This window comes from Micromonospora sp. NPDC049203 (assembly GCF_043197215.1).
GTDB lineage: Bacteria > Actinomycetota > Actinomycetes > Mycobacteriales > Micromonosporaceae > Micromonospora.
In genome coordinates, this window is the sequence record NZ_JBICSV010000002.1 from 514,368 (window position 1) to 537,497 (window position 23,130).

General features: G+C 71.5%; 19 protein-coding genes. 2 read left to right on the forward strand and 17 right to left on the reverse strand.

The features are described from left to right. Positions 1-45: 45 nt before the first annotated feature. From ACGFIA_RS06840 to ACGFIA_RS06870, 7 genes are all read right to left on the reverse strand, one after another. A complete protein-coding gene (locus tag ACGFIA_RS06840) occupies positions 46-897 on the reverse strand; it encodes an ABC transporter permease (RefSeq protein ID WP_357391011.1) in 852 nt (283 codons plus the stop codon). Then, positions 894-1,865, reverse strand: a complete 972-nt coding sequence (locus ACGFIA_RS06845; protein ID WP_357391009.1) for an ATP-binding cassette domain-containing protein — start codon at positions 1,863-1,865, stop codon at positions 894-896. Before ACGFIA_RS06845 ends, ACGFIA_RS06840 begins: the two co-directional genes overlap by 4 nt. 230 nt (positions 1,866-2,095) lie before the next feature. Beyond that, entirely contained in the window at positions 2,096-2,797 is a 702-nt protein-coding gene (locus ACGFIA_RS06850; protein WP_357391007.1) for a MerR family transcriptional regulator, read from the reverse strand. 52 nt (positions 2,798-2,849) lie between these two features. After that, complete coding sequence (locus tag ACGFIA_RS06855) at positions 2,850-3,644, reverse strand: TIGR03084 family metal-binding protein (RefSeq protein WP_357391005.1); 795 nt, start codon at positions 3,642-3,644, stop codon at positions 2,850-2,852. Continuing rightward, a complete protein-coding gene (locus tag ACGFIA_RS06860) occupies positions 3,628-4,188 on the reverse strand; it encodes a copper resistance protein CopC (RefSeq protein WP_357391003.1) in 561 nt (186 codons plus the stop codon). The genes ACGFIA_RS06855 and ACGFIA_RS06860 overlap by 17 nt, the downstream gene beginning before the upstream one ends. 1 nt (position 4,189) lies before the next feature. Next, entirely contained in the window at positions 4,190-4,768 is a 579-nt protein-coding gene (locus ACGFIA_RS06865; RefSeq protein ID WP_357391001.1) for a hypothetical protein, read from the reverse strand. A gap of 82 nt (positions 4,769-4,850) precedes the next feature. Next, positions 4,851-5,864, reverse strand: a complete 1,014-nt coding sequence (locus ACGFIA_RS06870) for an NAD-dependent epimerase/dehydratase family protein (protein ID WP_357390999.1) — start codon at positions 5,862-5,864, stop codon at positions 4,851-4,853. 228 nt (positions 5,865-6,092) lie between these two features. Between ACGFIA_RS06870 and ACGFIA_RS06875 the strand changes: the two genes are divergently transcribed. Beyond that, the gene (locus ACGFIA_RS06875) at positions 6,093-6,401 is read left to right on the forward strand and encodes an SCP2 sterol-binding domain-containing protein (RefSeq protein WP_393259319.1); all 309 of its coding nucleotides are present in this window, start codon (positions 6,093-6,095) and stop codon (positions 6,399-6,401) included. A 56-nt stretch (positions 6,402-6,457) separates the two neighbouring features. Here the strand turns inward: ACGFIA_RS06875 and ACGFIA_RS06880 are convergent, their stop codons facing one another. Both ACGFIA_RS06880 and ACGFIA_RS06885 read right to left on the reverse strand, forming a co-directional pair. After that, positions 6,458-8,092, reverse strand: a complete 1,635-nt coding sequence (locus ACGFIA_RS06880) for an FAD-dependent oxidoreductase (RefSeq protein ID WP_357468072.1) — start codon at positions 8,090-8,092, stop codon at positions 6,458-6,460. After that, positions 8,089-8,658 (reverse strand): DUF5987 family protein, encoded by a 570-nt coding sequence (locus ACGFIA_RS06885; protein ID WP_393259007.1) that lies wholly within the window; start codon positions 8,656-8,658, stop codon positions 8,089-8,091. Before ACGFIA_RS06885 ends, ACGFIA_RS06880 begins: the two co-directional genes overlap by 4 nt. A gap of 178 nt (positions 8,659-8,836) precedes the next feature. Here ACGFIA_RS06885 and ACGFIA_RS06890 point away from each other — a divergent pair, with 178 nt between their 5' ends. Then, positions 8,837-9,244: an SgcJ/EcaC family oxidoreductase gene (locus tag ACGFIA_RS06890; protein ID WP_357389656.1), complete on the forward strand. Its 408-nt coding sequence runs from the start codon at positions 8,837-8,839 to the stop codon at positions 9,242-9,244. Positions 9,245-9,304: 60 nt separating this feature from the next. Here the strand turns inward: ACGFIA_RS06890 and ACGFIA_RS06895 are convergent, their stop codons facing one another. The 8 genes from ACGFIA_RS06895 to ACGFIA_RS06930 form a co-directional block, all read right to left on the reverse strand. Then, positions 9,305-10,699, reverse strand: coding sequence for an MFS transporter (locus ACGFIA_RS06895; RefSeq protein WP_357468076.1), 1,395 nt, complete (start codon positions 10,697-10,699; stop codon positions 9,305-9,307). A 257-nt stretch (positions 10,700-10,956) separates the two neighbouring features. Continuing rightward, positions 10,957-11,952 (reverse strand): enediyne biosynthesis protein, encoded by a 996-nt coding sequence (locus ACGFIA_RS06900; protein ID WP_357389652.1) that lies wholly within the window; start codon positions 11,950-11,952, stop codon positions 10,957-10,959. Continuing rightward, positions 11,949-13,886, reverse strand: a complete 1,938-nt coding sequence (locus ACGFIA_RS06905) for a VCBS repeat-containing protein (RefSeq protein WP_357468196.1) — start codon at positions 13,884-13,886, stop codon at positions 11,949-11,951. Before ACGFIA_RS06905 ends, ACGFIA_RS06900 begins: the two co-directional genes overlap by 4 nt. Before the next feature lie 52 nt (positions 13,887-13,938). Further along, complete coding sequence (locus ACGFIA_RS06910; protein ID WP_357389650.1) at positions 13,939-15,312, reverse strand: cytochrome P450; 1,374 nt, start codon at positions 15,310-15,312, stop codon at positions 13,939-13,941. Next, positions 15,309-15,854: a flavin reductase family protein gene (locus tag ACGFIA_RS06915; protein ID WP_357468079.1), complete on the reverse strand. Its 546-nt coding sequence runs from the start codon at positions 15,852-15,854 to the stop codon at positions 15,309-15,311. Before ACGFIA_RS06915 ends, ACGFIA_RS06910 begins: the two co-directional genes overlap by 4 nt. Next, a complete protein-coding gene (locus ACGFIA_RS06920; protein ID WP_357389646.1) occupies positions 15,854-16,297 on the reverse strand; it encodes an acyl-CoA thioesterase in 444 nt (147 codons plus the stop codon). Before ACGFIA_RS06920 ends, ACGFIA_RS06915 begins: the two co-directional genes overlap by 1 nt. After that, the gene (locus ACGFIA_RS06925) at positions 16,294-22,089 is read right to left on the reverse strand and encodes a type I polyketide synthase (RefSeq protein ID WP_357468082.1); all 5,796 of its coding nucleotides are present in this window, start codon (positions 22,087-22,089) and stop codon (positions 16,294-16,296) included. Before ACGFIA_RS06925 ends, ACGFIA_RS06920 begins: the two co-directional genes overlap by 4 nt. Positions 22,090-22,140: 51 nt before the next feature. Then, a complete protein-coding gene (locus ACGFIA_RS06930; RefSeq protein ID WP_357468086.1) occupies positions 22,141-23,124 on the reverse strand; it encodes a DUF1702 family protein in 984 nt (327 codons plus the stop codon). Positions 23,125-23,130 lie beyond the last annotated feature (6 nt).

Sequence of the window (23,130 nt, forward strand, 5' to 3'; positions counted from 1 at the left end):
GCCGCACTCGGGCATCCGGCCGGGTCCACCCACTGCCGGCAGGGTTCAGCGGCGGTTGTACAGGCGCATGGTCAGGGCACCGAAGATCAGCGTGAGGGCCGCTGCCGCGGCCAGCGTCCAGGTGATCTCGGCCATGTCCCAGTCGCCGGCCATCATCGAACGGACGCCGGTCACCAGGTGGCTGATCGGGTTCACCTCGACGAATGCCTGCAGCCAGCCCGGCATCGTGCGCGGGTCGACGTAGACGTTGCTCAGGAAGGTCAGGGGCATCAGGACCAGGAAGCTGAAGCCCATCACCGACTTGTCCGAGCGCAGGAGCAGACCGACCATGGTCCACACCCAGGAGAAGCCGAAGGAGAAGACCACGAGCAGGCCGATCGCCGCGGCCACGCCCGCTGGGCCGCCCTCGGGGCGGAAGCCGAGAACCAGGCCGACGCACATGATGACCACGGCTGCCAGGATGTAGCGCACGACGTCGCCGAAGATCATGCCGACCAGGGGTGCGGGGCGCCAGACCGACAGGGTGCGGAAGCGGTCGAAGATGCCCTTCTCGATGTCGATATTGAGGCCCACACCGGTGTACATGGTGATCATCACGACGCTGGTGACCATGACGCCGGGCAGGAAGAACTGCAGATACTCACCCGTGGAGCCGGCCAGCGCCCCGCCGAAGAGGTAAGTGAACATCAGCGTCATGATGAGCGGAAAGGCCGTCACGTCGAAAAGCTGTTCGGGAACATGCTTGATCTTCAGCATGGCCCGCCAGCCGAAGGTCAGTGACGCCGACAGCGAGCTCGGGCGCGGTGGGCGTTCGTCGCGGGCCAGCACCGCGGCAAGGGTCTCCGCCGACGGGATGTAGACCGTGGGCGCATCGGGGGCGCTCGTCGCGGTGCTCATGCGCTGACCTCCTCATGTGCCGGCCGGTCGGTGAGAGCCAGGAAGACCTCGTCCAGGCTGGGCTGGCCGAGGGCGAAGTCGTCGACGACGATCCCGGCGCCGGCCAGCGCCGCCAGGGCGCGGGAGGCCTGCTCGGTGGCGCCCTGCTCGGAGCCCGCGGTACGCGCCGACAACGCCACCGGGTCGGCGTCCAGGTCGATCGTCGTCTCCAGGGCGGTGGCCAGGATGCGTTCGGCGGCCAGCCGCTGCGCGGCGTCGCGAATCCGGACGTGGATCGTGCCCGCGCCCACCGAGGACTTCAGCTCCCCGGGCGTGCCCTCGGCGATCACCCGACCGTGGTCGATCACCGCGATGCGTCCGGCCAGCCGGTCGGCCTCGTCCAGGTACTGCGTGGTCAGTAATACCGTTGTGCCGTTCGCCACCACCAGCCGGATGATGTCCCAGACCTGGTTGCGGCTACGCGGGTCGAGGCCGGTCGTCGGCTCGTCCAGGAACAGCAGGTCCGGAGTGTTCAGGATGCTGGCGCCGATGTCCAGGCGCCGGCGCATGCCCCCGGAGTACTTCTTCACCTGCCGGTCGGCCGCGTCGGTCAGTCCGAACGCCTCCAGAATCCGCTCGGCGCGGGTACGGGCACCAGACCGGGAGTGACCGAGCAGGCGTGCCAGCAGAGTCAGGTTCTCCGCGCCGGTCAGGTCCTCGTCGACGGAGGCGTACTGGCCGGTGAGGCTGATGTGGCGGCGTACCGCGTCGGGATCGGCCGCCACGTCCTTGCCGAAGACATGGGCGCTGCCGCCGTCGGGCCGCAGCAGCGTGGCGAGCATGCGCACCACGGTGGTCTTGCCGGCCCCGTTCGGGCCGAGCAGGCCGTAGACGGTGCCGGCGGGTACCGTAAGGTCGACGCCGTCGACCGCGCGGTTGGCGCCGAAGGACTTGGCCAGGCCCGCGGTCTCGATCGCCGGCGCGCTCATCGGGAGAACCCCGGACCGGGGCCGGTGCCGTCTCCGTGCTCTGTTCCGGGTGTCCCGAGCAGGTCCAGCTCTGTCGCGCCGGGTGGCATCGCGGCCCCTTCCATCGTGGAACGCCGAGAGTTCATTGTTCCGGGCGCGGTGCCAGGCAGACATCTTCCGCATTGCGGCCGTGCCCCGCACGTCGGAGAAACGACACCGCTCTGGTGACCGACCGGACGAAGGAGTGGGTGTCAGCCGCCGAACCGCACGGCCACCGCGTTTCGGCGGACCGTCCGCAGCATCACCGACATCAACACGTCGAACAACACACTGCGCACCATGGCCTCAGCCTTGGCGTCACGGTCGGACCCCTGGACCAGACCCATCTCCGCATCCACCACGCTGCCCGCCGCCTGCGCGAACGTCAGGAAGTACCGACCATGAGCATCACAGCCGAGAGCGCGCAACGTGGTAAGCACCTGAACCAACGACTCACGCCCCGACCGCGTGGCCTCCTCGTCCCACCCCAACCTGTCAGCCAGCGCATCGATGTCCGCCCGCGCCGCCTCCACACCGTCGAAATCAGCCGGATACGGTGAAGCGGTGAACCCCACCCGGTCCAGCCCCGTATAAACCCCCGCCAACGTCACACCCGGATCCTCAAGCACCGTCAACAGACCCCGCACCGCGCCGATCTCCAACCCACCCACCGTGGTGAGCGCCCGGATCAGGCGCAGCCGCTCCAGATGACACTCCTCGTACCGCGCCTGGTTACGCGCGGTCGGCGTCCCCGGCGGCAACAGACCTTCACGGAGGTAGAACTTCACCGTGGGGATCGGCATGCCGGCCCGCCGGGCCAGTTCCGAGATGCGCAAACCCACCCCCGTCGCCGAGTGACCTTGCCGCGAGTCTGCCACGATCGTCACGACAGAGCTACCGCAGAAATCCTGCACGCTGGGAATGTCGACTGTAGTAATTGAACAGTCGCGGCGACTGGGCCTGTTCTCAGTGGTCGAACTGGCCTGGACGGCGGCCCTCTCCGGCCGGGCCGCGGTACGCCTGGGCGATGTCGAGCCACCGGTCCGCCTCCGCGCCGGTTCCGGTCAGGGCCAGGTCATCGCGGTGCCGACGGCGGGTGGCGAGCAGGCACAGGTCCACGGCAGGCCCACTGATCACGTCGGTCGCGTCGTCCGCGCCGTACGTCCAGAGGGCGCCGGACGGCGCGGTCACCTCGAACCGCAGCCGAGCGTCGGGCGTCTCCAGAGCGCGGGACTGGTATCCGAAATCCCAGGTGCGGGAGATGAAGTCGACGAGGTGCCGCAGCCCGTCGTCATGGGTGCGACGCACGCCCAGCGCGTCGGCGATGTCCTGCCCGTGGGCGAACAACTCCATCATGCCCGCCGCCGCCAGCACCGCGGCCGGCAACGGGCGCACCAGCCACGGCACGATCTGCATGGGCGGGGTCTTGGCCAGCGCCTCGTCGACCGCCACCCGCCCGGCCCGCCACTTCTTGAGCAGCACGTCGCGCGGCTCGCCGAGGTAGACGCCGAGGGCGCGCCGCACGTTGGCGTCGAAGTCGCCCCCGAGGGACGCCGTGAACGCGCGGAAGTCGTCGGGCGCGGAGACCGCGGTCTCCGCCATCCGGAACGTGGCGGTCAGGTGGGCGATCTGGTGCGCGACGGTCCAGCCCGGAGCCGGCGTCGGCCGGTCCCAGCCCGCGGCGTCGAGGTCCGCGACCAGCCGGTCGACCTCCTCGCCCTGGGCGGCGAGCTGTACGTAGACGTCAGGCAGTGCGGTCATCGGGGTTCCTTTCGCTCGAGGGGAGGCGCCAGGCGACGGGGGCGGCGCCGGGCCGGCGGACGACCAGGAGGAAGACCACGGCGAGGACGACCAGGCCGTCGATGACCAGCAGCGTGGCGCTGACCGGGTCGACGTCGTGCCCGCCGTGCCCGGCGTGGGCGCCGCTGTCGTCGGCGGCCGGATCGGTGAGGACACGGAAACGGCGGGTGCCCTGCTCCTGCCCGCCGTCGGCGAACGTCACGGAGTAGACGATGGTGAAGTCACCGGCTCGCGCGATGCCCACCGGCTGCGTCAGGCTGAGCCCGGCGCGGACCGGCCCGCCCGGCCCGTCGACCGGGCGGCCGTCGCCGGACACCACCCTGACCCGCGACGTCTCGGCGACCGGGGCGCGGGTGAAGGTCAGCGTGACCTGCCGCGGCGCGGCGGCGAGGGCCGCGCCGTCGGCCGGGTCGCTGACCGTCGCCGCCACCGCGGCGGCCGGTGCGAGCAGGAGCACCGACGCCGCGAGCAGCGGCAGCACCGCGTTCCGGAGAAGCCGTGGCATGTCAGGCCGTCGTCGGACGGGGAATGCCCGGCGAGAAGCTGGCCTGCGGTGCCGCGCAGTCGCAGGTGACCCTCGCCCGCTCGGTCGGGGTCGGGCGCAGGTGCAGGTACATGCCGATCAGCATCGGGATGAAGACGACGGAGTTGTAGAACAGGTGCAGCTCCACCCGGGGCATCACCAGCTGGGCGATGCTCGTGGGCACCGTGCCGCCGAAGAAGAAGGTGCCGGTCTGCGCCTGGATCAGCAGCAGCAGGTGCTCGATGTGGTGCCAGAACTGCAGCCCGAGCGCGATCCCCCACCACACCTTCGAGCGCCCGGAGAAGCCGGGGAACAGCAGGAACAGGAATACCAGCATCACGATGGCATAGCCGTAGTGCAGCCACTCGGAGCTGACCAGCCAGGGCCAGAACTGTCCCAGCACCCCGCGAGCCTGGGGGCGCGGCTTGTTGAGCACCCAGATCTGGTAGGCCTGCACGAGATGCTCGGCCCAGTGCGCGACCACAACGATGAGAAAGAGTCGCAGCGTGACCCGATGATAGCGCCCGTTCACGAGGGCGAGAACCCCGGATTTCTGTCCCATCATTCGTCTCCTCCGATGTGACGACGTCGACGAGTCACCTTATCGGCGCACTGAAGACCATCATTCTTCTGCCGTGCGGTATTCAGACTCCGATAGATTTGCGGGTGGCCGCCCGGCCGGCCTGGGCCGCGCTCAGGTGACCCGCTTCGCGCAGCCAGTGAACGGTGTCGGCCAGGGTGTCGACGAGCGGCCGCGGGGCCGGCGCGTCGTCGAGCGGGCGGGCCACCCCGCAGACGTAGATGGCGCCGTGCTCGACCGGGACGTGCACGGGCAGCACCCGCTGGGCGAGCCCGGCGAGCCGGCCCACCGGCAGCAACGCGGCGGCCGGCAGGTGCACGGCCGGCAGCCGGCGGCCCGTGACGTCACGCAGCGCCCGCAGCAGCTCCCGGGTGCGCACGAACCGGCCCGGCGCGGCGAGCTGGGCGGGCCCGCCGCGGATCAGCACGTCGGCGTGCCAGGCGGCGGCGTCGCGGACGTCCCCGATCGGGAAGCCCCCGTCCGGCCAGATCGGCATGAGGCCACGCAGCACGTCGCGCACCCGCCGGGTCTGGTCACCCAGACGCGGGTCGTGCGGCCCGAGCAGGGCCGGCGGGTAGGTGACGAGCACCGGCAGCCCGTCCCGCCGGTACTGCCGGGCCACCCGGTCGGCCTCCGCCTTGCTGGCCAGGTAGGGCTCCCGCGGGGCGCCGACCGGCGCATCCGAGGTGATCGGCCCGGTCGCGGGCAGCAGCGCGCCGAACGTCGAGACGTGCACGACCCGGTCCACACCGGCGTCACGGGCGGCGGCCAGCACGACCTCGGTGCCGCGGCGGTTGACCGCGCGCATCTCGGCGTGCCGGCGCGGATCGAAGCTGTAGACCGACGCCGCGTGCAGCACCCCGGCGCAGCCGCGCAGCGCCGCCACCACGGCCGCCGGATCGGTGACGTCCCCGAGCGCCATCGGCACACCGGCGGCACCGGCGGCGAGCGGCTCCAGCGCCTTCCGGGCCCGCTGCGGATCCCGTACGAGCAGCCGCACCGGAACCTCACGGCGGACCAGCTCGGCCGCGATGTGCGAACCGAGAAAGCCGGAGCCGCCGGTGATCAGAAATGTCATGGCGTACCTCTACGCATTCTGGGAGTTGGCCCGGGGTGCAGGCCGGCGAAAAGAATTGAAGAATCCCTCTTTGCACCTGAATGGAGTGACCGAATGGTGTCCATGGTGAACCCCGCGGAAGGCGCGGCTACTTTCGCGCGACAGGTCAAGAAGGCCTCGGACGCCGAATTGCGCGAGCTGGTCGCCGGGGACCGGCGCAAGACGGTTCTCGGCGACCTGATCGACGGCATGCCGGACGTGTTCCGGGCGGACCGCGCCGGTGCCCTCCAGGCCGTGGTGCACTGGCACGTGACCGGCCCCGCCGATGGCGAGGAGGACGTCTTCGAGCTGGAGATCGCCGGCGGCCGGTGCACGGTGTCCCCGCGACCGGCGCGCACGCCGCGGCTGGTGCTGCACCTCGACGCGGTCAACTTCGTCAAGATGACCACCGGCAACGCCAACGCCCGCATGCTCTTCCTGCGCGGCAGGCTGAAGGCCCGCGGTGACCTCGGTCTGATCAACAAGTTCCCCGCCCTCTTCGACGTGCCCCGGCCCTGAGCGGCCGGGGCACGTCCCGGCAAGCGGCCGGGTCCGTCGAGGCGGACCCGGCCGTTTCACGCCTGGGCGAGGAGAGGACGGCGGCTGCTGGTGCGCGCCTCCGGCGGCTCGGCCACGTACCGCACCCCGACACCGCGCCGGGCGACCGCCTCGACGATCCGGGGCACCGCCCGCTCGGCCAGCGCCGCGATGGTGAAGGCCGGGTTGACGGTCAACGCACCGGGCACCGACGAGCCGTCGGTGACGAAGATGCCGGGGTGGTTGCGCAACTCGTGCGTGTCGTCCAGGGCGGAGGTCTGCGGGTCGTCGCCGATCCGGCAGGACGACAACGGGTGCACCGTGTAGGCCCCGATCACCTCGTTGCTCCACGGCATCACCTTGGCCAGGCCGTCACGCTCCAGGATGTCGCGCACGTCCGCGTCGGCCCGCGCCCAGGCGGCCCGGGTGTTCGCCGTCGGGTCGTAACGCAGGGGGCCGCGGCTGAGCATCTGCTGCGAGACCCGGTCGGCGTTGCCGGTCTCCGGCGGCGGGCCGAAGACACCCTCGTTGTCGTCCTCGGACATGATGAAGATGGTCAGCCACGACTGCCAGCGGCGCAGCATCTCCTTCTTCTCGACGCCGAACCACGTGGGCCCGGTGGCGTCACGCACCTGAGCGAGGATCGTGCCGAAGCCGGGCGGGAAGTACAGCTGCTCCAGCGAGTAGCGGTGGAACTCCGGCAGGTTCCCGTCGAGCCGGTCCCAACTGGCGCAGACCGGGCCCTTGCCGATCTGGTACCCCTCGTAGGCCCGCCCGTCGGGGCGGGAGAGACCGAGCACCTCGCGCACCCGGTTCTCGTCGACGACCGCCGTGTTGAGCCGCTCGCCGTTGCCCGAGAAGTACCGGCCCACGGCGGCCGGCATCTCGCCGAGGTCGGCCTCGGAGCGTTGCAGGATCGCCGGGGTCGCCGCCGCGCCGGCCGCGACGATCACGACCTTGCAGTCGATCGCGCCGCTGCCTGTGACGTTGCGGTAGTCCACCTCGTCCACCGTGTTGAAGTGCACCCGGTAGCCGTCGTCGGTGCGCGAGATGCGCTGCACCTCGTGCAGGGGCCGGATCCGGGCGCCGTGCGCCAGCGCCCCGGGCAGGTAGTTGAGCAGCAGTGAGCGCTTCGCGTCGAACCGGCAGCCGGACATCATCCAGTTGCAGTTCGTGCACTTGTCCCGGTCGATGGCGGCGGGCACCGGGTTGGCCGTACGGTCCGCGTGCGCGCACGCCGCCCCGAACAGGCCCCCGGAGTACGTGACGTCGTTCCAGTCCTGACGGGTGATCGGCAGCGACTCGGCGACCATGTCGTACCAGGGATCGAGCTCGGCACGGTTGATGCTGCTCGGCCACAACCGCCGTCCCGCGCCGCCGAGCCGCTCGAAGGCGTACCGGGGCGCCCGTGGCATGGCCGCGAAATAGACGACGCTGCCGCCGCCGACGCAGTTGCCACCGAGGATGTTCATGCCGTCGCCCATGGTGAACTCGAAGGCCCGGGTGCTCGAGCTGCCGAACTTGAAGTCGTGCTCGAACTCCTCGCCGGTGAGCCACGGACCGCGTTCGAGCACGACGACGCGGGCGCCGCCGGCAGCGAGCCGGTAGGCCGGGATCGCGCCACCGAAGCCGCTGCCGATCACCAGGACGTCGGTGGTCTCAATACCTGTCATGCGGGATCTCCCGAGGGTGTGGTGTGCGGGTGCGGGGAGGCGAGCACCCGGCGGTAGGAGAAGTCCGGGAAGCGCCACAGGCCGTCGGCGTCGGGCCCGTTGAAGCCCATCGTGGTCAGGCCCGGGTGGCCGGCGGCCAGGGCCTCGGTGGTGTGCACGGAGGCACCGGTGTCCCAGGCCATCACGCTGAACATGGCGAGCGGGACCCACAGGTCCTGCTCGTCGGTGCGTGGCGCCATCAGCTCGGCGGCCAACGCGGTCCGGTCGTCGAAGTCCAGGGCGACGAAGGCGGGAACGCTGTCGTCGAGGGTCAGGCCGTGCTTGTCGGCGTACGCCTGCGCGTGGTCGTTGAGCCCGATCACGAGCGTCGGCAGCAGCCCGCCGAGGCCGCCCTCCTCGGACGCCATCAGATCGACGGCGCCGGACGCGACAGCGCCCCCGCCGTCGGCCGCGCCGGCGACGGCTCGGTCGGTGGCGTGCCGCCGCTCTCCGGGGATGATGGTGTCCGCGAAGGCCTCGAGCGTCATCACCTCGGAATCGGTCAACCGCGTGGATTCCGGTGGCATCCCTGCACCGCCTTTCTGCGAACGTCGAATCGAATTCTCATGTTCATTCGCTGCGCCGTTCGGGGTCATCTCTGGGCTTGCGGCACGATGCTGCGCACGCGTGAAGGCGCTACGCGGGCACGGATGTGGACACGATGGGGACGGCCGTTCCGCCGTCTCGTCGAGAAAGAGAGAGCCGATGACTTCGACTACCGCATCCACCGAACAGGCCGCCATCGCCGCCGTCCCGGCGCGCATGGTCAACGCGTGGCGTGAGCACGACGCCGACGCCTTCGCCCGGTTGTTCGCCGAGGACGGGACGCTGATCCTGCCCGGCGTCCTCGTTCAGGGACGCGAGGCCATCAGGCAGTTCATGACGAACGCGTACGCCGGCCCCTACCGCGGTACGACGGTCACCGGGACGCCGATCGCGATCCGGCCGCTCGGTCCGGGCGCCGTGGCGCTGCTGACCGAGGGCGGGGTGATCGAGGCCGGCGCCGAGGAGCTGGCGCCCGAGAACGCGATCCGGGCGTCGTGGATCCTCGTCAAGGAGAACGACGACTGGGTGCTCGCGGTCTATCAGAACTGCCCGCGCGACCGTTCCTGACGTCCCTTTCGACCAGACCGAACACGCCGCCGGTGAATACACACCGGCGGCGTGTTCGTCTCACCGCTGCCCGGTGGGACTCAGTTCGGCGGAAGCCGCCGGGGACTGCGTGTAACGCCGGCTCAGCTGTCGGTACGAACGGCTCAGCATCGCCAGGACGGTGACGATCAGGCCGACGACGCCGCTCAGCATGAACATGAGCGCGAGGCCGCGGTCGGTGCCGGTGCCGTACCAGCCGCCGATCGCCCGGGCACCGGCGCCGTCGGTCATGAAGGGGACGACCAGGAACTGGGCGATCGGCGCGACCAGGAACGCGGCCAGCGGTGAGGCGGCCTGCTCGACGCTCTGCGCAAAGCCGAAGACGCGCCCCTGCCGCTCGTAGGGCACCACCTTCTGCAGGATCGTCTGCTCGGAGGCCTCCGCGTACGGCTGGAGCAGGGTGTAGATGAACATGCCCACGGACAGCAGGATGATCGAGGACCGCACCGGGAACAGCAGGGTGACCGCCCACAGGCAGAGGTTCACGATGAGCAGCAACCGCACCGGGTTCCTGCTCAGGCCGGTCCGGGCGATGATCAGCCCGCCGACGATGAAGCCCGTGGACAGCACGCCCCAGAGCAACCCCCACGCCTGGACCGACATCAGCGTCAGTCCATAGGGGGTGATCAGCGCCAGGAACACGCCGCTGAGAACGTTGTTGAACGCCGAGAAGACGATCAGGCCACCCAGCCCGGACGCCTGGCCGATCACCCGAATGGTGCCCCGCAGATCCACCATGCCGCCCGGCACGGCCACGTCGGGCGCCGGCCCGTGGGAGGCCGCCTCACCCGGACGGGTGTCGGTGGCCGCGCGCTCGGGAACGGGCACGAGGCGCAGGTGCGCCACAGAGGCGGCGAGCACCACCAGGGCCAGGACCAGCACCCAGAACATGCCGTCGACCGCCACGAGCACGCCACTGATCACGTTCGTGACGACGCCGACCACCCCGATGGTGGCACCGATCAGGCCGTTGGCGCGGTCCCTGGACTCCTCGGGGATCAGGACCGTCACCAGCGTCGGCAGTGCGATCAGGCGGACGTTGCCCGTGACGACGCCGAACATCAGCACCACCACCAGCGTCCACAGGACCACGCTGGTCGGGTCGGTGAACGACTCCGGCGACGCGGTCTCGTAGATCACGAAGGCCACGAGGTACAGCACCAGCGACACCACCGACGACACCTGCATCATCGTCTTCTTCGGATGGCGGTCGACCAGGCTGCCGAACCAGATGCCGGTCAGCGCGGACATCGCCAGGAAGAGCCCGGAGATCACTCCCGTGGCGAACACCGAGCGCGTCTGCACGTACACATAGAAGGTGACCCCGAACCAGACGGTGACGTTGATGATCGAGACCAGCACGGTGCTGACCAGAAGATGGTGGAAGGCCTTGCGCCTCACGTCGACGATGCTCATAAACGCCTCCCGCTTGAACGCCAGGTGAGTTCGGGCTCGGGGCATCCGCGATCGCCCGGCGGCTTGGGGTGCCGGGCGGCCGGGTGTCACCCGGACGACGCGACCGGGCCCAGTCTGGCCTCACGCCCGAACCCGGGGCATCTCCTGAAAAGCGACCTCAGCGTCCGGCGGGGGCCGGGCTCGGGCGCGACGGTGTGGGCGCCGCCGCCGTCACGGGTACGGCGGCGACGCCCACACTGGTCGGCGTGGCGGCGTGCCTAGGCCAGGGCCGGGGCCAGCTGCGGCCGGCGGCTCTCCCGGTACGAACGCACCCACCAGTACAGGCCGCGGATGACACACACGATGGTGACCGCGAAGAACAGCGTGTAGACCACGTTGAAGACCATCAGGATGCCGTAGACGGTGGCCACCGAGGCGCCGAACATGAACATCGCGCGGCCGGTCGAGGGCGTCGTGCCCGGGTCCGTGATCATGTAGTTGGTGAACAGGACGAAGGCCACACCGGTCATCGGCACCAGCGCGCCCCACAGCGAGACGTCCCAGATCCAGTGCCGTACCAGTGCCTGGATGACGAAGCCGCCCGCCCAGCCCATGATCAGCAGGACCTTCCTGGTGAGCATGGCGTTCAGCACGGTGCCCGCCGTGAGGATGACGAACGGGACGATGAACGAGATCGCGTCCGGCACCGACTCGGTGAAGTGGTACGGCGGCGCGATGTTCACCCACGAGAAGGCGAGCAGGGTGATCGTGATGCCGAAGTTCGACGGGTTCAGGAAGTGGCGCATCCGTCCCTTGATCGGGGCACGGAAGACGTACTTCTGCCCGATCGCCACCACGACGGCGAACGCGATGGGCCAGAAGTGCACGTTGGCGTAGAGCAGCATGTTGCAGGCCAGCGCCGTGATGTGGGTGGGCAGCAGGAAGGTGTACATGCCCCACGCGCCGTTGCCGGCGTACTCCGGCCGGCGGCCGTTGGCCCACGCCGCCACCGACTCGATGGCGATCTCGGCGGTGTAGCCGACGGCCAGGGCCAGCAGCGGCCAGAGCCACGGCTGCTCGAAGCCGAGCACTGTGTAACCGAGGATGTTGAAGACGCTCATCGAGATGGCGAAGTTGCGCAGCGCCTTGTAGCGGGGGTCGGCGGAGTCGACGCGGGCGGGCTCACGCGCCGCCTCTCCGGAGGCCGCGGCTGGTGAGACCAGCGGCTCTGCCGGCCGGGTCCTCGTCGCGGTCCGAACCTCGGTGTCGGTCATCGTCCTGGTACCTCCGTTGCCTGCTCGGTGAGCATTACGTCGTGCCACCCGTTGGTGAGGTCGAGCGTCTGGCTGCGGGCGACCCCGTTGGCGTCACGCCACTTGACGGTGGCCTCGACAGGCTGCGAGCCGGCGTCGCCGAGCCCGAAGAAGACGTCGAAACTGCGGCGGCCGCTGTGCCCGCCGCCACCGTCGAGCTGCGAGATCTGCATCCGGCCGTCGGCCCTCTTGATGCAGACCTGCGCGCCGTACGCGGGCGTACGGGCCCGGTCGTCGCCGAGCGCCGGGCGGAAGAGCCGCAGCCCGAGGAAGTTCCCCTTGCCGGCCTTGGCGTTGCGGTAGTAGACGGGCGCGTCCCACTGGCGGGCCACCGCGAAGTCCTGGCCACCGTCGTTGTCCGCGTCACCGACGGCGATCCCGCGCGTCGGCACCGGCACCGCGAGGCCGAGGTCCTCGCTGACGTTGAGGAACTTGCCGTCCTTGCCCGGCGCCCAGAACGCCAGCTTCTGGTGTCCGGCGATGTCGTCACCGGGCTCGGCCTTCGGCCACATGTGCGGGTTCTGCAACATGAGGTCGTTGCTCATGGCCAGTTCCTGCAGCCAGGGCCAGCGGTTGATGGTGCCCTTGACGAAGCCGTCCGCCTGCACCACCGCCAGGCGCCCGCTGTTGTCGAAGTCGGCCATCTTGGCATCCCAGCCCCAGCCGGTGAAGGCCATCTGGTGCTCGGCGGCCTTCTGGTCGTACGGGGCGATGCCCTTGCGGAGCTTCCGGCCCGCCTCCTGCTCGTTCGCGGCGTTGTTGCGCCAGACGAAGTTGCTCTCCTCGATGCCCCACGGGGTCGTGATGTTGCTGACGAACATGTCGAACCGGCCGGTGCCCATCAGGTCGCCGAAGTCGATCGACATGCCCTTGAACGAGTCGTGGCCGAGCACCATCGACTTCGGCGTCATGGCGCCGCGGCGTCCCTCCGTACCGGCGAACTTGATCTTTCCGGGGGTGGACACGTTGTGCAGGAGGTGGTCGTTGCCGAAGTCGTTCGCCAGGTACAGCTCGGGCAGCAGGTCGCCGTCCAGGTCCGCGGAGCCGGCTCCCAGCGTCCAACCGGACGCCAGCTTCGGCGGCACGGCGCCGGGCTGCTCCTGGTAGTTCACCGAGGGCCGGTCGCCGCCGGTGGCGCCGGTCCAGCGCAGCACGTGCGCGCCACCGCCGTTCTTCGCCCGGGACATGGAGTGGTTCATCTCGACGTTGCGCGGGGAGTCCGGGTCGAGTACCCCGCTGTCCGGGAAGTAGTTGAACACCCCGATGTCAGGGTGCGAGTCACCGTCGAAGTCGGCGACCGCCACCGCGTTGGTGTTCCACAGCGGGCCGTGGTAGCTGCCGTCCGCGGAGGGCGACTGGGGCACCAGCTCGGTCGGTTGGTAGGTCGCCTTGCTGAGCGACGTCGAGGCGCCGGCCTGCTTGTTGAGGAAGACGATCGGCGTGCGACCCCAGTAGTAGGTCAGCAGGTCCATCCGACCGTCCTGGTTGAAGTCACCGGGCGTGCAACCCATCGGCGCGACCCCCGGGCCGCTGGGCAGCGGCGCGGGATCCAGCACGAACGGCGCATACCGGGTCCCGGTTCCGGGTACGGGGGTGACGATGACGGAGTCGCTGCGGGTGTCCACCAGGCAGAGGTCCTGGGGGACGCCCGCCCCGGTGAGATCGTTGACGGCGATGCTCGCGCCGACCGACGAGATCCAGGAGCGGATGTGCTGGTAGTCCTGGTTCACCCGGCGGACGTTGTTGTTCGGCAGACCCGGCGGGAGGGCGATCGGGAGTTCGGTGAACTGGTAGCGGGACGAGATCTCGGCCCGCTCCGAGGCTGATGCGGACGGTGCGCGGGCGATGGCGTAGAGGCCGGCGACCAGCAGGATCGCGAACAGGGCCGGCAACATCCGCCGTGGCCGTCCGATCGTGGGCGTTGACAAGAGGCTCTCCATTCAGGGGTCAGGCGGCCTGCACCGTTACCGGCAGTCCACCGCGGATGCGCAGCGACAGCATCGGTTCGGCGACGACCGGTCGGCCGGGAAGCCCGGTCAGCCGCAGGTCGCGGCAGAGCAGGGCGAGCACAAGAACCGCCTCGAGCAGACCGAGGTGGTTACCCACGCAGAAGCGGGGGCCGGCTCCGAAGGGGATGTAGGCGAACCGCGGCCGGTCCGTCCCGGCGTCGCCGAGGAAGCGCTCCGGGTCGAACCGGTCCGGTTCCGGCCAGAAGGCCGGATGGCGGTGCAGGGTGTACGGCGAGACGAGCACGTCCGCTCCGGCGGGCACCCGGTAGCCGCCCACCACGTCGTCCTCGATCGCGATCCGGGGAAGCAGCCAGACGGGCGGGAACAACCGCATGGCCTCGGAGATGACGGCCGAGGTGTAGGTCAGCCGCCGCAGGTCGTCGTACTCGGGAGCCCGGCCGCCGAACACCTCGACCGCCTCGTCGTGCACCCGCTGCCAGACCTGCGGGTGCCGGTCCAGCAGGTGCAGGCTCCAGCTCAGCGTGCTGGCCGTGGTCTCGTGCCCGGCCAGCAGCAGCGTCACCAATTCGTCGCGCAGGCGCATCCGCCCCGTGCGGGGGTCGGCCTCGCGGTCGGCCGACACGATGAGCCGGGACAACACGTCGTCGGCGTCGGTCCTGCGCGCGCGTCGCTCGGCCACCAGGCGTTCGACGACGACCTCCAGGCGCTGCCGCGCCTTTCGGAACCGCATCTGGTGCGGCAGCGGGATCCACATCGGCACCATGCTGAGCGTCTCCAGCTCGAACATGGCCTGGTCCTGCACCCGGGCGAAGTCGGTGCCGATCCCGTCGAACTCGTGCAGGTCGGCGTCGAGCAGCGTGCGGCCGAGCACGCCCAGGGTCAGGCCGGTGAGTTCGTCGACCAGCTGCACCGGGCCGGCGCCGATCCGGCTCCGCAACCGGTCGACCAGCCGGGCTCCCTCGGCCGCGACGGCCCCGGCCTGTTCGGCGATCCGCCGGCTCTGGAAGGCCGGCTGGATCACCTTGCGCTGTTCCTTCCAGAGCTCGCCCTCGCTGGTGAGCAGGCCGTCGCCGAGCGCCCGCCGGGCGTGCACCAGGCCGATGCCCTTGCGGTAGTTGGCGGCGTTGCCGGCCAGCACGTGCTTGGCAGTCTCGGGATGGTTGAAGAAGTAGAGCGCCTTGTGCCCGACCGGCAGCCGGGCGGCGTCGCCGTACTCCCGTGCGGCGCCGGTCATCATGGCCAGCCGGTCGCGGTTCATCTGGGCGAGCAGCCGCAGCGCCGACCGCCGGGACGGCCCCGGCAGGGCGCGCCCCCGCGACGGGGTGTCGGTGGGCGTGAAGGCGGCGGTCATGCCGCCCTCCGGTCGGCCGCGTCGCACTCGATCCGCCCGAACCGGCCGCGCAGGAAGACCAGTACGTCCTCGTCACTGCTGCCCGCCATGCTGAGCAGCCGGCCGACGAAGATGCTGTGGTCGCCGCCGTCGTACGTGCGCCACAGCTCGCACTCGAAGTGCGCGGCCGCGCCGGCGATCAGTGGGGCGTCGCACCAGGCGCCCCGCAGGCAGTCGGTGTCGGCGAACTCCGCGACGCCGATCGGCCGGCGCCCGGCGAAGTGCCGGGCCACCTTCTCCTGACCGGCGCTGAGCACCGACACCCCGAAGGTGCCCGCCCGCACCATGGCGCTGTGCATGTTGGCGTTGCGGTCGACGCAGACCAGCACCAACGGCGGCTCCAGCGACACCGCGGTGAAGCTGTTCGCCGTCATGCCGTGCGGCTCGTCGCCGCCGGTCGTCACCACCGTCACCCCGGTCGCGAAGGAGCCGAAGGTGCGCCGCAGCAGGGCCGTGTCCTGCACCTGCGGCACCGGTTCGCGTTCGGTCTGCAGCTCGGTCATCAGCGGGCCCTCGCCAACTGATGGGTGTACGGCTCCAACGCGCGCACCAGCGCCTCCGGTACCCGCGACGGCACGGTCCGGTTGTTCGGGCCGCGCATGCACGCCACCCGCTGCATCCCCCGGGCGACGAGCGTCTCGCCGCCCTCCGGGTTGAGCCGCACGTAGTCGAAGCCGAACTGCAGCTGGGTCTGACCAAGCTCGACCAGGCGCATCCGGATGGAGACCTCGTCGAACGCGGTGATCTCGGCGTAGAACTCGCAGTCCACCTTGAGCGTGAACAGCTTCAGGTCGTCCTGCAGATCGGCGAGCACCTCGGCGGCACGCTCCTTGAGGAACAGCTCGCGCGCCCGGCCCTGCCACCGCAGGTAGTTGACGTAGTAGACGTTGCCCACCAGGTTGGTCTCTTCGAAGCCCACGGTGTGGCGATACTCGAAGTACTTCACTGGCCCTCCTTTGCGAGTACGGCGAAGACCACTGGCTCGACGGCGCCGCCGCGTACCGTCGCCGCCAGGGCGCCGATGCGGATGTCGCCGGAGGCGAGGGTGACCCAGCCAGCGCGTTCGGTTCCGGCGAGCGTGAGCGGGGCCTCGGCCGAGGAGCCCGCCTTGCGCAGGCACTCGATCGCCGACCAGACCCGGGTGGCCGCCACGTCCAGCGGCTCGGCACACGTCTCGGCGATCAGGCGGGCCAGGTCGAGGTGCCGGCCGAGCAGCCCCTTCCAGTCGTCCTCCGTCCGGGCGGTGACCGGCTCGACGTCGCAGCCGAGCTGCCCCTCCCCCACCGCGCACAGGGTGAGACCGGCGCCGTGCGACGCGGTCAGCGTCAGGTTCCCGTCGATCTCGGGCCGCCCGTCCGGGCGGTACCGGACGTTCACCGGGCGGTTGACGGCCCGCCAGGCCGCGCGGGCGGTGCGTACCCGCCGCGTGCCGACGTGGTCGCCGGTGTCGTCGCCCGGGTCGTCCGGCTCGACCACCACCGCCGCCCGGATGCCGGCCAGGTCGCCGATCGTGCGCTCCAGGTACGGCCCGAGCAGCGCCGGCACCCACGGGCCGCGCCCGTCGCGCTTGCGTACCGCCCGCAGGTGCAGTCCGGTCCAGCGCTCGATGACCGAGCCGTCCGCGTCGCGCAGGGCGATGTCGTAGACGTACGTGTCGCCGTCCCGGCTGCGCTCGGTGGCGCAGTAGCGCAGCTCACCGGCCCGGTCGAGCCGGTCACCGGCGGGGTGCAGCTCGTCCACCCGCACCGGCAGCAGCGTCGCGTCCGGCACGCAGACCTGGTTGCCGTGCATGAGGGTGTCCCGCACGCCCGGGTCGCCGAGCACGAGCGCGCCGGGCAGGAAGGCGGCGAACCAGTCGGTCTGCGGCAGCGCCTCGACCACGACGTCCACGTCCCGGGCCTGCGCCCGCCGGTAGCCGCGCAGCCGCTGGAACCGGCCGCCCTGGAAGAGCACGTCGCCGTAGAGGTCCACGGCCGGGTCGAGGGCCACCGGCGGCATCCCCTCGCCGACCTGGTCGGGGGCGCCGCCGGCCGGGCCGGTGTCGCGCCGGAGCAGCCGGGCGCGGAAGTGGTCGGCCGCGAACGCGGTCTCCTCGCTCTGGATCACCACGTCGACCGCGTCGTCGTCGGTGCGCACCGCGGCGATCCGGATCGTCGTGCTGCCGCCCGGCGGCACCACGATCGGCCGCTCGAACCGGGCGTCGGTGATCGCCGGCGCTCCGGTCCAGCCGGTCAGGGCCCGGGTCACCTGCGCCATCGCCTCCATGCCCAGCACCGCCGGGAACAGCAGGTTGCCGTCGAGCAGGTGGTCGGCGAGGTACGGGTCGGTGCCGGCGTTCAGCTCCGTCTCCACCACCAGCTCGACGCCGTGGTAGCGCACCAGCGGCCGGTCCACGAAGCGCAGCAGCGGCAGCGGCGGGTTCTCCCGCTCGACCGTGTGGATGCCCTCGGTCCGGCCGCTGATCACCACGGTGGACGGCACCGACGGGTCGGCGAGCAGCCGGCGCAGCATCGCCAGGCCCTGGTCCGGGGTGATGGCGGTGACGCCCTCGCGGGCCAGCGTCTCGACCACTGACAACCGCTCGCCCATGCCCACGCCCGACCAGACCGACCACTCCAGCACCAGGGCGCGGCAGTCCGGGTGGTCCGCGCCGTAGCGGGTGACCAGGTCGTCGAGCCACTCGTTGGCGATCGAGTAGTGCGCCTCGCCGCGCAGCCCCGCCCGGCCGATGATGCTGCCGAGCGCGACCAGCAGCTTGAGCCCACCGCCGCCGACGGCGTCGAGGACGTTGCGCAGGCCGTCCACCTTGGGTGCCAGCGTGCGACGGACCAGGTCCTCGTTCACGCCGGTGAGGGCGGTCGGCTCGTTGCGCCCGGCACCGTGCAGCACCGCGGTCACCGGACCGCCGAGTTCCGCGGTGAGCGACTCGACCGCCGCGCGCACCTGGGCCGGGTCGGTGACGTCGGCCCGCGCGTACCGGACGGTGACGCCCTGCTCGGCGATGCGGGCCAGGTTCGCCGAGATCTCCGGGTCGGTGGCCGCGTCGGAGCGGCCGAGCAGGGCCAGCCGGGCACCGCTGTCCTTGGCCATGGCCAGGGCGCACTCGGCGGTGATGCCCTTGGCGCCGCCGGTCACCAGCAGCACGTCGGACTCGTCGAGCGCCGCCTCGGTGCGCTCCGCGCTCACCGGCAACGGGCGCAGCACCGGCACGCGGCGGGTGCCGTCGGCCTCGTACCACGCCTCGGTGAAGCTCGTGGTGCCGGCGACCTCGGCGACGATCCGGTCCACCGCGTCGGGTTCCGGCGCGATGTGTACGACAGTGGTGCGGATGTGCGGCGCCTCCAGGTGCAGGGTCTTGGCCAGACCTGCCGCGCCCCGCCCGTGCTGCACCAGGACGAACCGGCCACCGGAGGCGCCCGTCACCGCGGCCCGGGCCCCGGCGAGCGCCTCGGCCAGATCCGCCTCCTCGCAGTCGGTCGGCAGCAGGACCAGAACGCCGCCGCCGACGTCGCCGCGCTCGAGCGCGGCCCGCAGCGGCTCGGCCAGCGGGTGCTCCGCCGGGGCGTGCACCTGCCAGCTGCCGCGCTGCTCGACGCCGGCCGCCGCCGGCACGTCGCGCTCGTCGAGGTCGACCCGCCAGGACCGCACCCAGTCGGCGGCGCCGGTGACGATCGGCGCGGCCTCGGTGACGCCCTCGACCGTCTCCGACCCGCGCAGTCCTTCGAGGGCCTCGGCCAGCTCGGCGAGGGTGGCGGTGGCGAAGTTGGCGGGCGTACGGCTCGGCGGGATGCCGATGCTCTGCGCCACCCGGTTCACCATCTGGCCCACGGTGATCGAGCTGAAGTGCAGGTCGTCGAGCAGCCGGCTGTTCATGTCGACCAGCTCGGGCGGCAGTTCCGCCCGTTCCGCCGTCATCCGGCGCAGCAGGTCGGCGACCGACTCACCGGCCGGGCCGGACACGGGTTGCGCCTCCGGCGTGCTGGACGGCGCCGCCGGAATCCCGCCGCGGTTGCGGGCCGGCACCTGCGGCGCGGCCTCGCACGGGCTCTCGAAGAAGCTGAACTCCGTGCCCACCGCCAGCGGGCGCACCAGCCGCCCGTGGAACAGCGCGGGGTCGACGTCGGTGGCCCCCACCACGAAGGCCGCTCCGAGCACCCGCAGCAGGCCGACCGACGACTCGTCGTCGGTGTCCAGCGCGACCGCCGGCACGTCCACCACGCCGCTCGCCAGGCCGCTGAGCACCCGGCCGGGGCCGACCTCGATGAGCAGGTCGACGTTCTTGGCGGCCACGGCGACCGCCTGGGCGAACAGCACCGGCTCGGTGATCTGCCGGGTGAGCAGGTCGGCCAGGTCGGTATCGGTGGGCAGTTCCTCACCGGTCACCGTCGAGACCACGCGCCGGTCGGGTGTGCCGAAGGACTCCCGGCGCAACAGGCCGCCGAAGGCGCCCGCGGCCTCGGCGACCAGCGACGAGTGGAACGCGTGGGAGACGGCGAGCCGGGTCGCCGCGACGCCTGCCTCCTCGGCCCGCCGGCAGGCCTGCTCGACGGCCTCGACGCTGCCGCTGATCACGGTCTGTCCGGGTCCGTTGTGCCCGCCGACGACCGCCGACAGTCCGGCGATCAGCCGTTCGGCCTGCTCGGGCCCGCAGGACAGACCGGCCATCGTGCCGGAGGAGCTGTGCTCGGCCATGGTGCGGCCGCGCAGGGCGGCCAGGCGCAGCACGGTCTCGTCGTCCATCGCCCCGGCCCACTGGAGGGCGGTCAGCTCGCCGAGGCTGTGCCCGACCGCCACGACCGCCTCCAGGCCGAGGGTCCGCAGCACGCGCTGGCCGGCGATCGAGCCGGTGACGATGCGCGGCTGGGCCACCTCGGTGGCGACCATGTCGCCGCTGCGGGGCAGCGCGGCGGCGCGGTAGACCTCGTCGGCCTCGGCGAAGCGCCGGCGCAGCGCGCCACCGCTGGTGCCCTTGCCGGAGCCCTGCCCGGGGAACAGGAAGCCGATCTCCCCGTCGCCGATCTGTCCGAAGCAGGTACGACCCCCGTCGGCGAACAACTGCGGCTCGCCGGCGTCCAGGGCGTCGACCACCGCCTTCAACCGGTTCGTCGCGTCCGACGGGGAGTGCGCCACGACCGCCGCCCGCCAGGGCAGCTCCCGCAGCTCGCCGTGCAGGGTCGCGGCCAGGTCACTGAGCTGCGCGTAGCTGATCGACGGCACGAAGTCGGCCACCCGCTTCAGCCGTTCGCGCAGCTCGGCCGGGGTCAGCGCGTCGAACACCAGCAGCTCGGCGTCCTGGGCGCCGGCCGCGATGGCCCGGGTACGGCTCCCGTAGCGCACCTTGCGCACCGGCTCGCCGCGGTCCAGGACGAGGTGCGTGTTGATGCCGCCGAAGCCCATCGCGGTCACGCCGGCACGCACCGGGCGGTCGTCCGGCCACGGTTCGGCCCGACGTGCGACGCGCAGCGCGGCGTCCGGCGACTCGAAGACCTCGTGCGGGTCGACACAGCCGACGGTCGGCGGGATGACCTCGTTGTGCATCGCCATCGACGCCTTGATCAGCCCGGCCACACCGGCCGCGGCCTTGGTGTGCCCGATCATCGCCTTGACCGACCCGATCACCGCGGGCGCGGCGCCCGGGTCGGCGGCCAGCCGGTTCTGGTTGAGCGCGGTCAGCTCGTTGGAGTCGCCCACCTTCGTGCCGGTGCCGTGCCCCTCGAACAGCGGCACGGTCTCGATGCCGAAGCCGGCGCGGGCGTACGCCCGGTTGAGGGCGAGGTGGTAGCCGCGGGTCTCCGGCCGGGTGATGCCGCCGCGCCCGTCGGAGGAGATGCCCCAGCCGGCGATCGTGGTGTAGATGCGGTGGTTGCCGCGCAGCGCGTCACTCTCACGCATCAACACGACCATGCCGCAGCCCTCGCCCGGCCAGAACCCGTTCGAGCCGCGGTCGTAGACGCGCATCTCGCCGGTGGCCAGCGCCCCGGTCTTGGCGAACCCGATGACCTCGAACGGGTCGACCGACAGGTCCACCCCGCCGGCCACCGCGACGTCGAGCTCGCCGTCCGCCAGCGCCTTGCAGGCGGTGGCCACCGAGAGCAGCGAGGACGAGCACGCGCCGTCCACCGTGTAGCCGCCGCCCTGCAGGTCGAAGTGGTTGCAGATGCGCCCGGCGATGGTGTTGGACAGGCCGCCGGCCAGGGTGTCCTCGTCGACCGCCGGGAACGGGCTCTTGTACGTCTGCTCCAGGTCGTCGAGGAGAGCGTCCAGGTCCTCGTCGGCGAACCCACGCTCGCGCAGCACCGCGGTCACCGTGCGCTGCACGTACGGCCAGCGCAGCCGCAGCTGGTTGGCGCGGGAGAACTCGCCGGTGAGCGTGTTGCCGACGATCACGCCGGTGCGCTCCCGGGGCAGGCCCTCGGCCATCGGAAAGCCGGCGTCGGCCAGGGCTCCGGCGGCCACGTCGAGAGCCAGCCAGTGCGTCAGGTCGGTGGAACGGTACGTGCTGCCGGCCACCTTGTACGCGATCCGGTCGAACTCGTACGCGTCGATGACCGCCGCGTTACGGGCGTAGAAGCGGTCCGGGGTACGGGGATCCGGATCCCAGTAGTCCTCCAGCCGCATCCGGACGTCCGGCAGCCGGCGGAAGGCCCGGCGACCGGCGATGGCGTTGTCGAAGAGTTCCTTGGGGGTGGTGGCGTCGGGATATCGGCACGCCATTCCCACCAGCGCGATTCTGGACATGGGCGATCGGGGCTCCTCACATGGACGGGCGGACGGGCGCACGAGACGGGGTCAGCGACGCCGTTCCACCCCGGTGTGTGCCGAGAACGCGTCGGCGATGCGTTGACGCCAGGTCGCATAGGCGGGCACTGCGCCGTCGGCGGGCAGGCCCTCACGGGCGTGGTCGGTGGCGGCGGCGGCCGTGGCCACGTCCGTGCCGCACAGCACCTCGGTGGCCAGTTCGTTGTGCGGGACGACGAGACCGGCGCGCAGCCGGGCCTGCGCGGCGAACGCGGCCCCCTGGGCCAGCTGACCCCGGTACGGGCCGGCCGCCTCGGCGAGGCACTCCAGCTCCGCGCGGTCGACGCCGCCCGCGTACGTGGCGGCCAGGCCGGCCCCGCTGTACAGGTCCGGCCGGCGCTCCTCCGGGAAGGTGGCGAACAGCGCGGCGAGCCGCTCCGGGTCGGTGCCGCAGACGAACCAGCTCGCTCGGCCGATGCCCTGGTCGATGACCTGGTTGGTGTGCCACGCCGGGCCGGGCACTACGTTCGGGGCCCGGGGTGCCTGGTACCGCTCGTGGACGTACTGACGGGTCTTGAAGTACGCCTGGTGGAAGCCGTAGCCGTCGAGCAGCAGCCAGCGCAGCAGCGGATCCGGGCCGTACAGCGTGGACCAGCGGAATCTCGGCAGGCGGGCCATCGCCCAGCCGACCCCGACGTACACCATGTAGATGTGGTCGGCGCCCGGCCCGTCGAGCAGCGATCGCACGTGCCCGCCGCGTCCGGTGGGCAGGCCGTCGAGCACTGCCATGGCCATCCCGGCGCCCTCGTAGGCGAAACCGCGGTAGAGCTCGGGCAGTTGCGCGAGCTCGGCCTCGACGTCGGCCGGCCGGCCGGTCGCCGCGGCGGCGCCGTAACCGGTGAGGAAGGACCTGCCGACGGTCTCCAGCCGGTCGACGGCCTCCGCCGACTTGGCGTGGAAGCCGCGAACCGCGACCTTGGTCTCCGAGATGTCCGGCGTCAGGACGCGCCGTCGCAGTTTGTGCCAGGCTGTCATGTCACG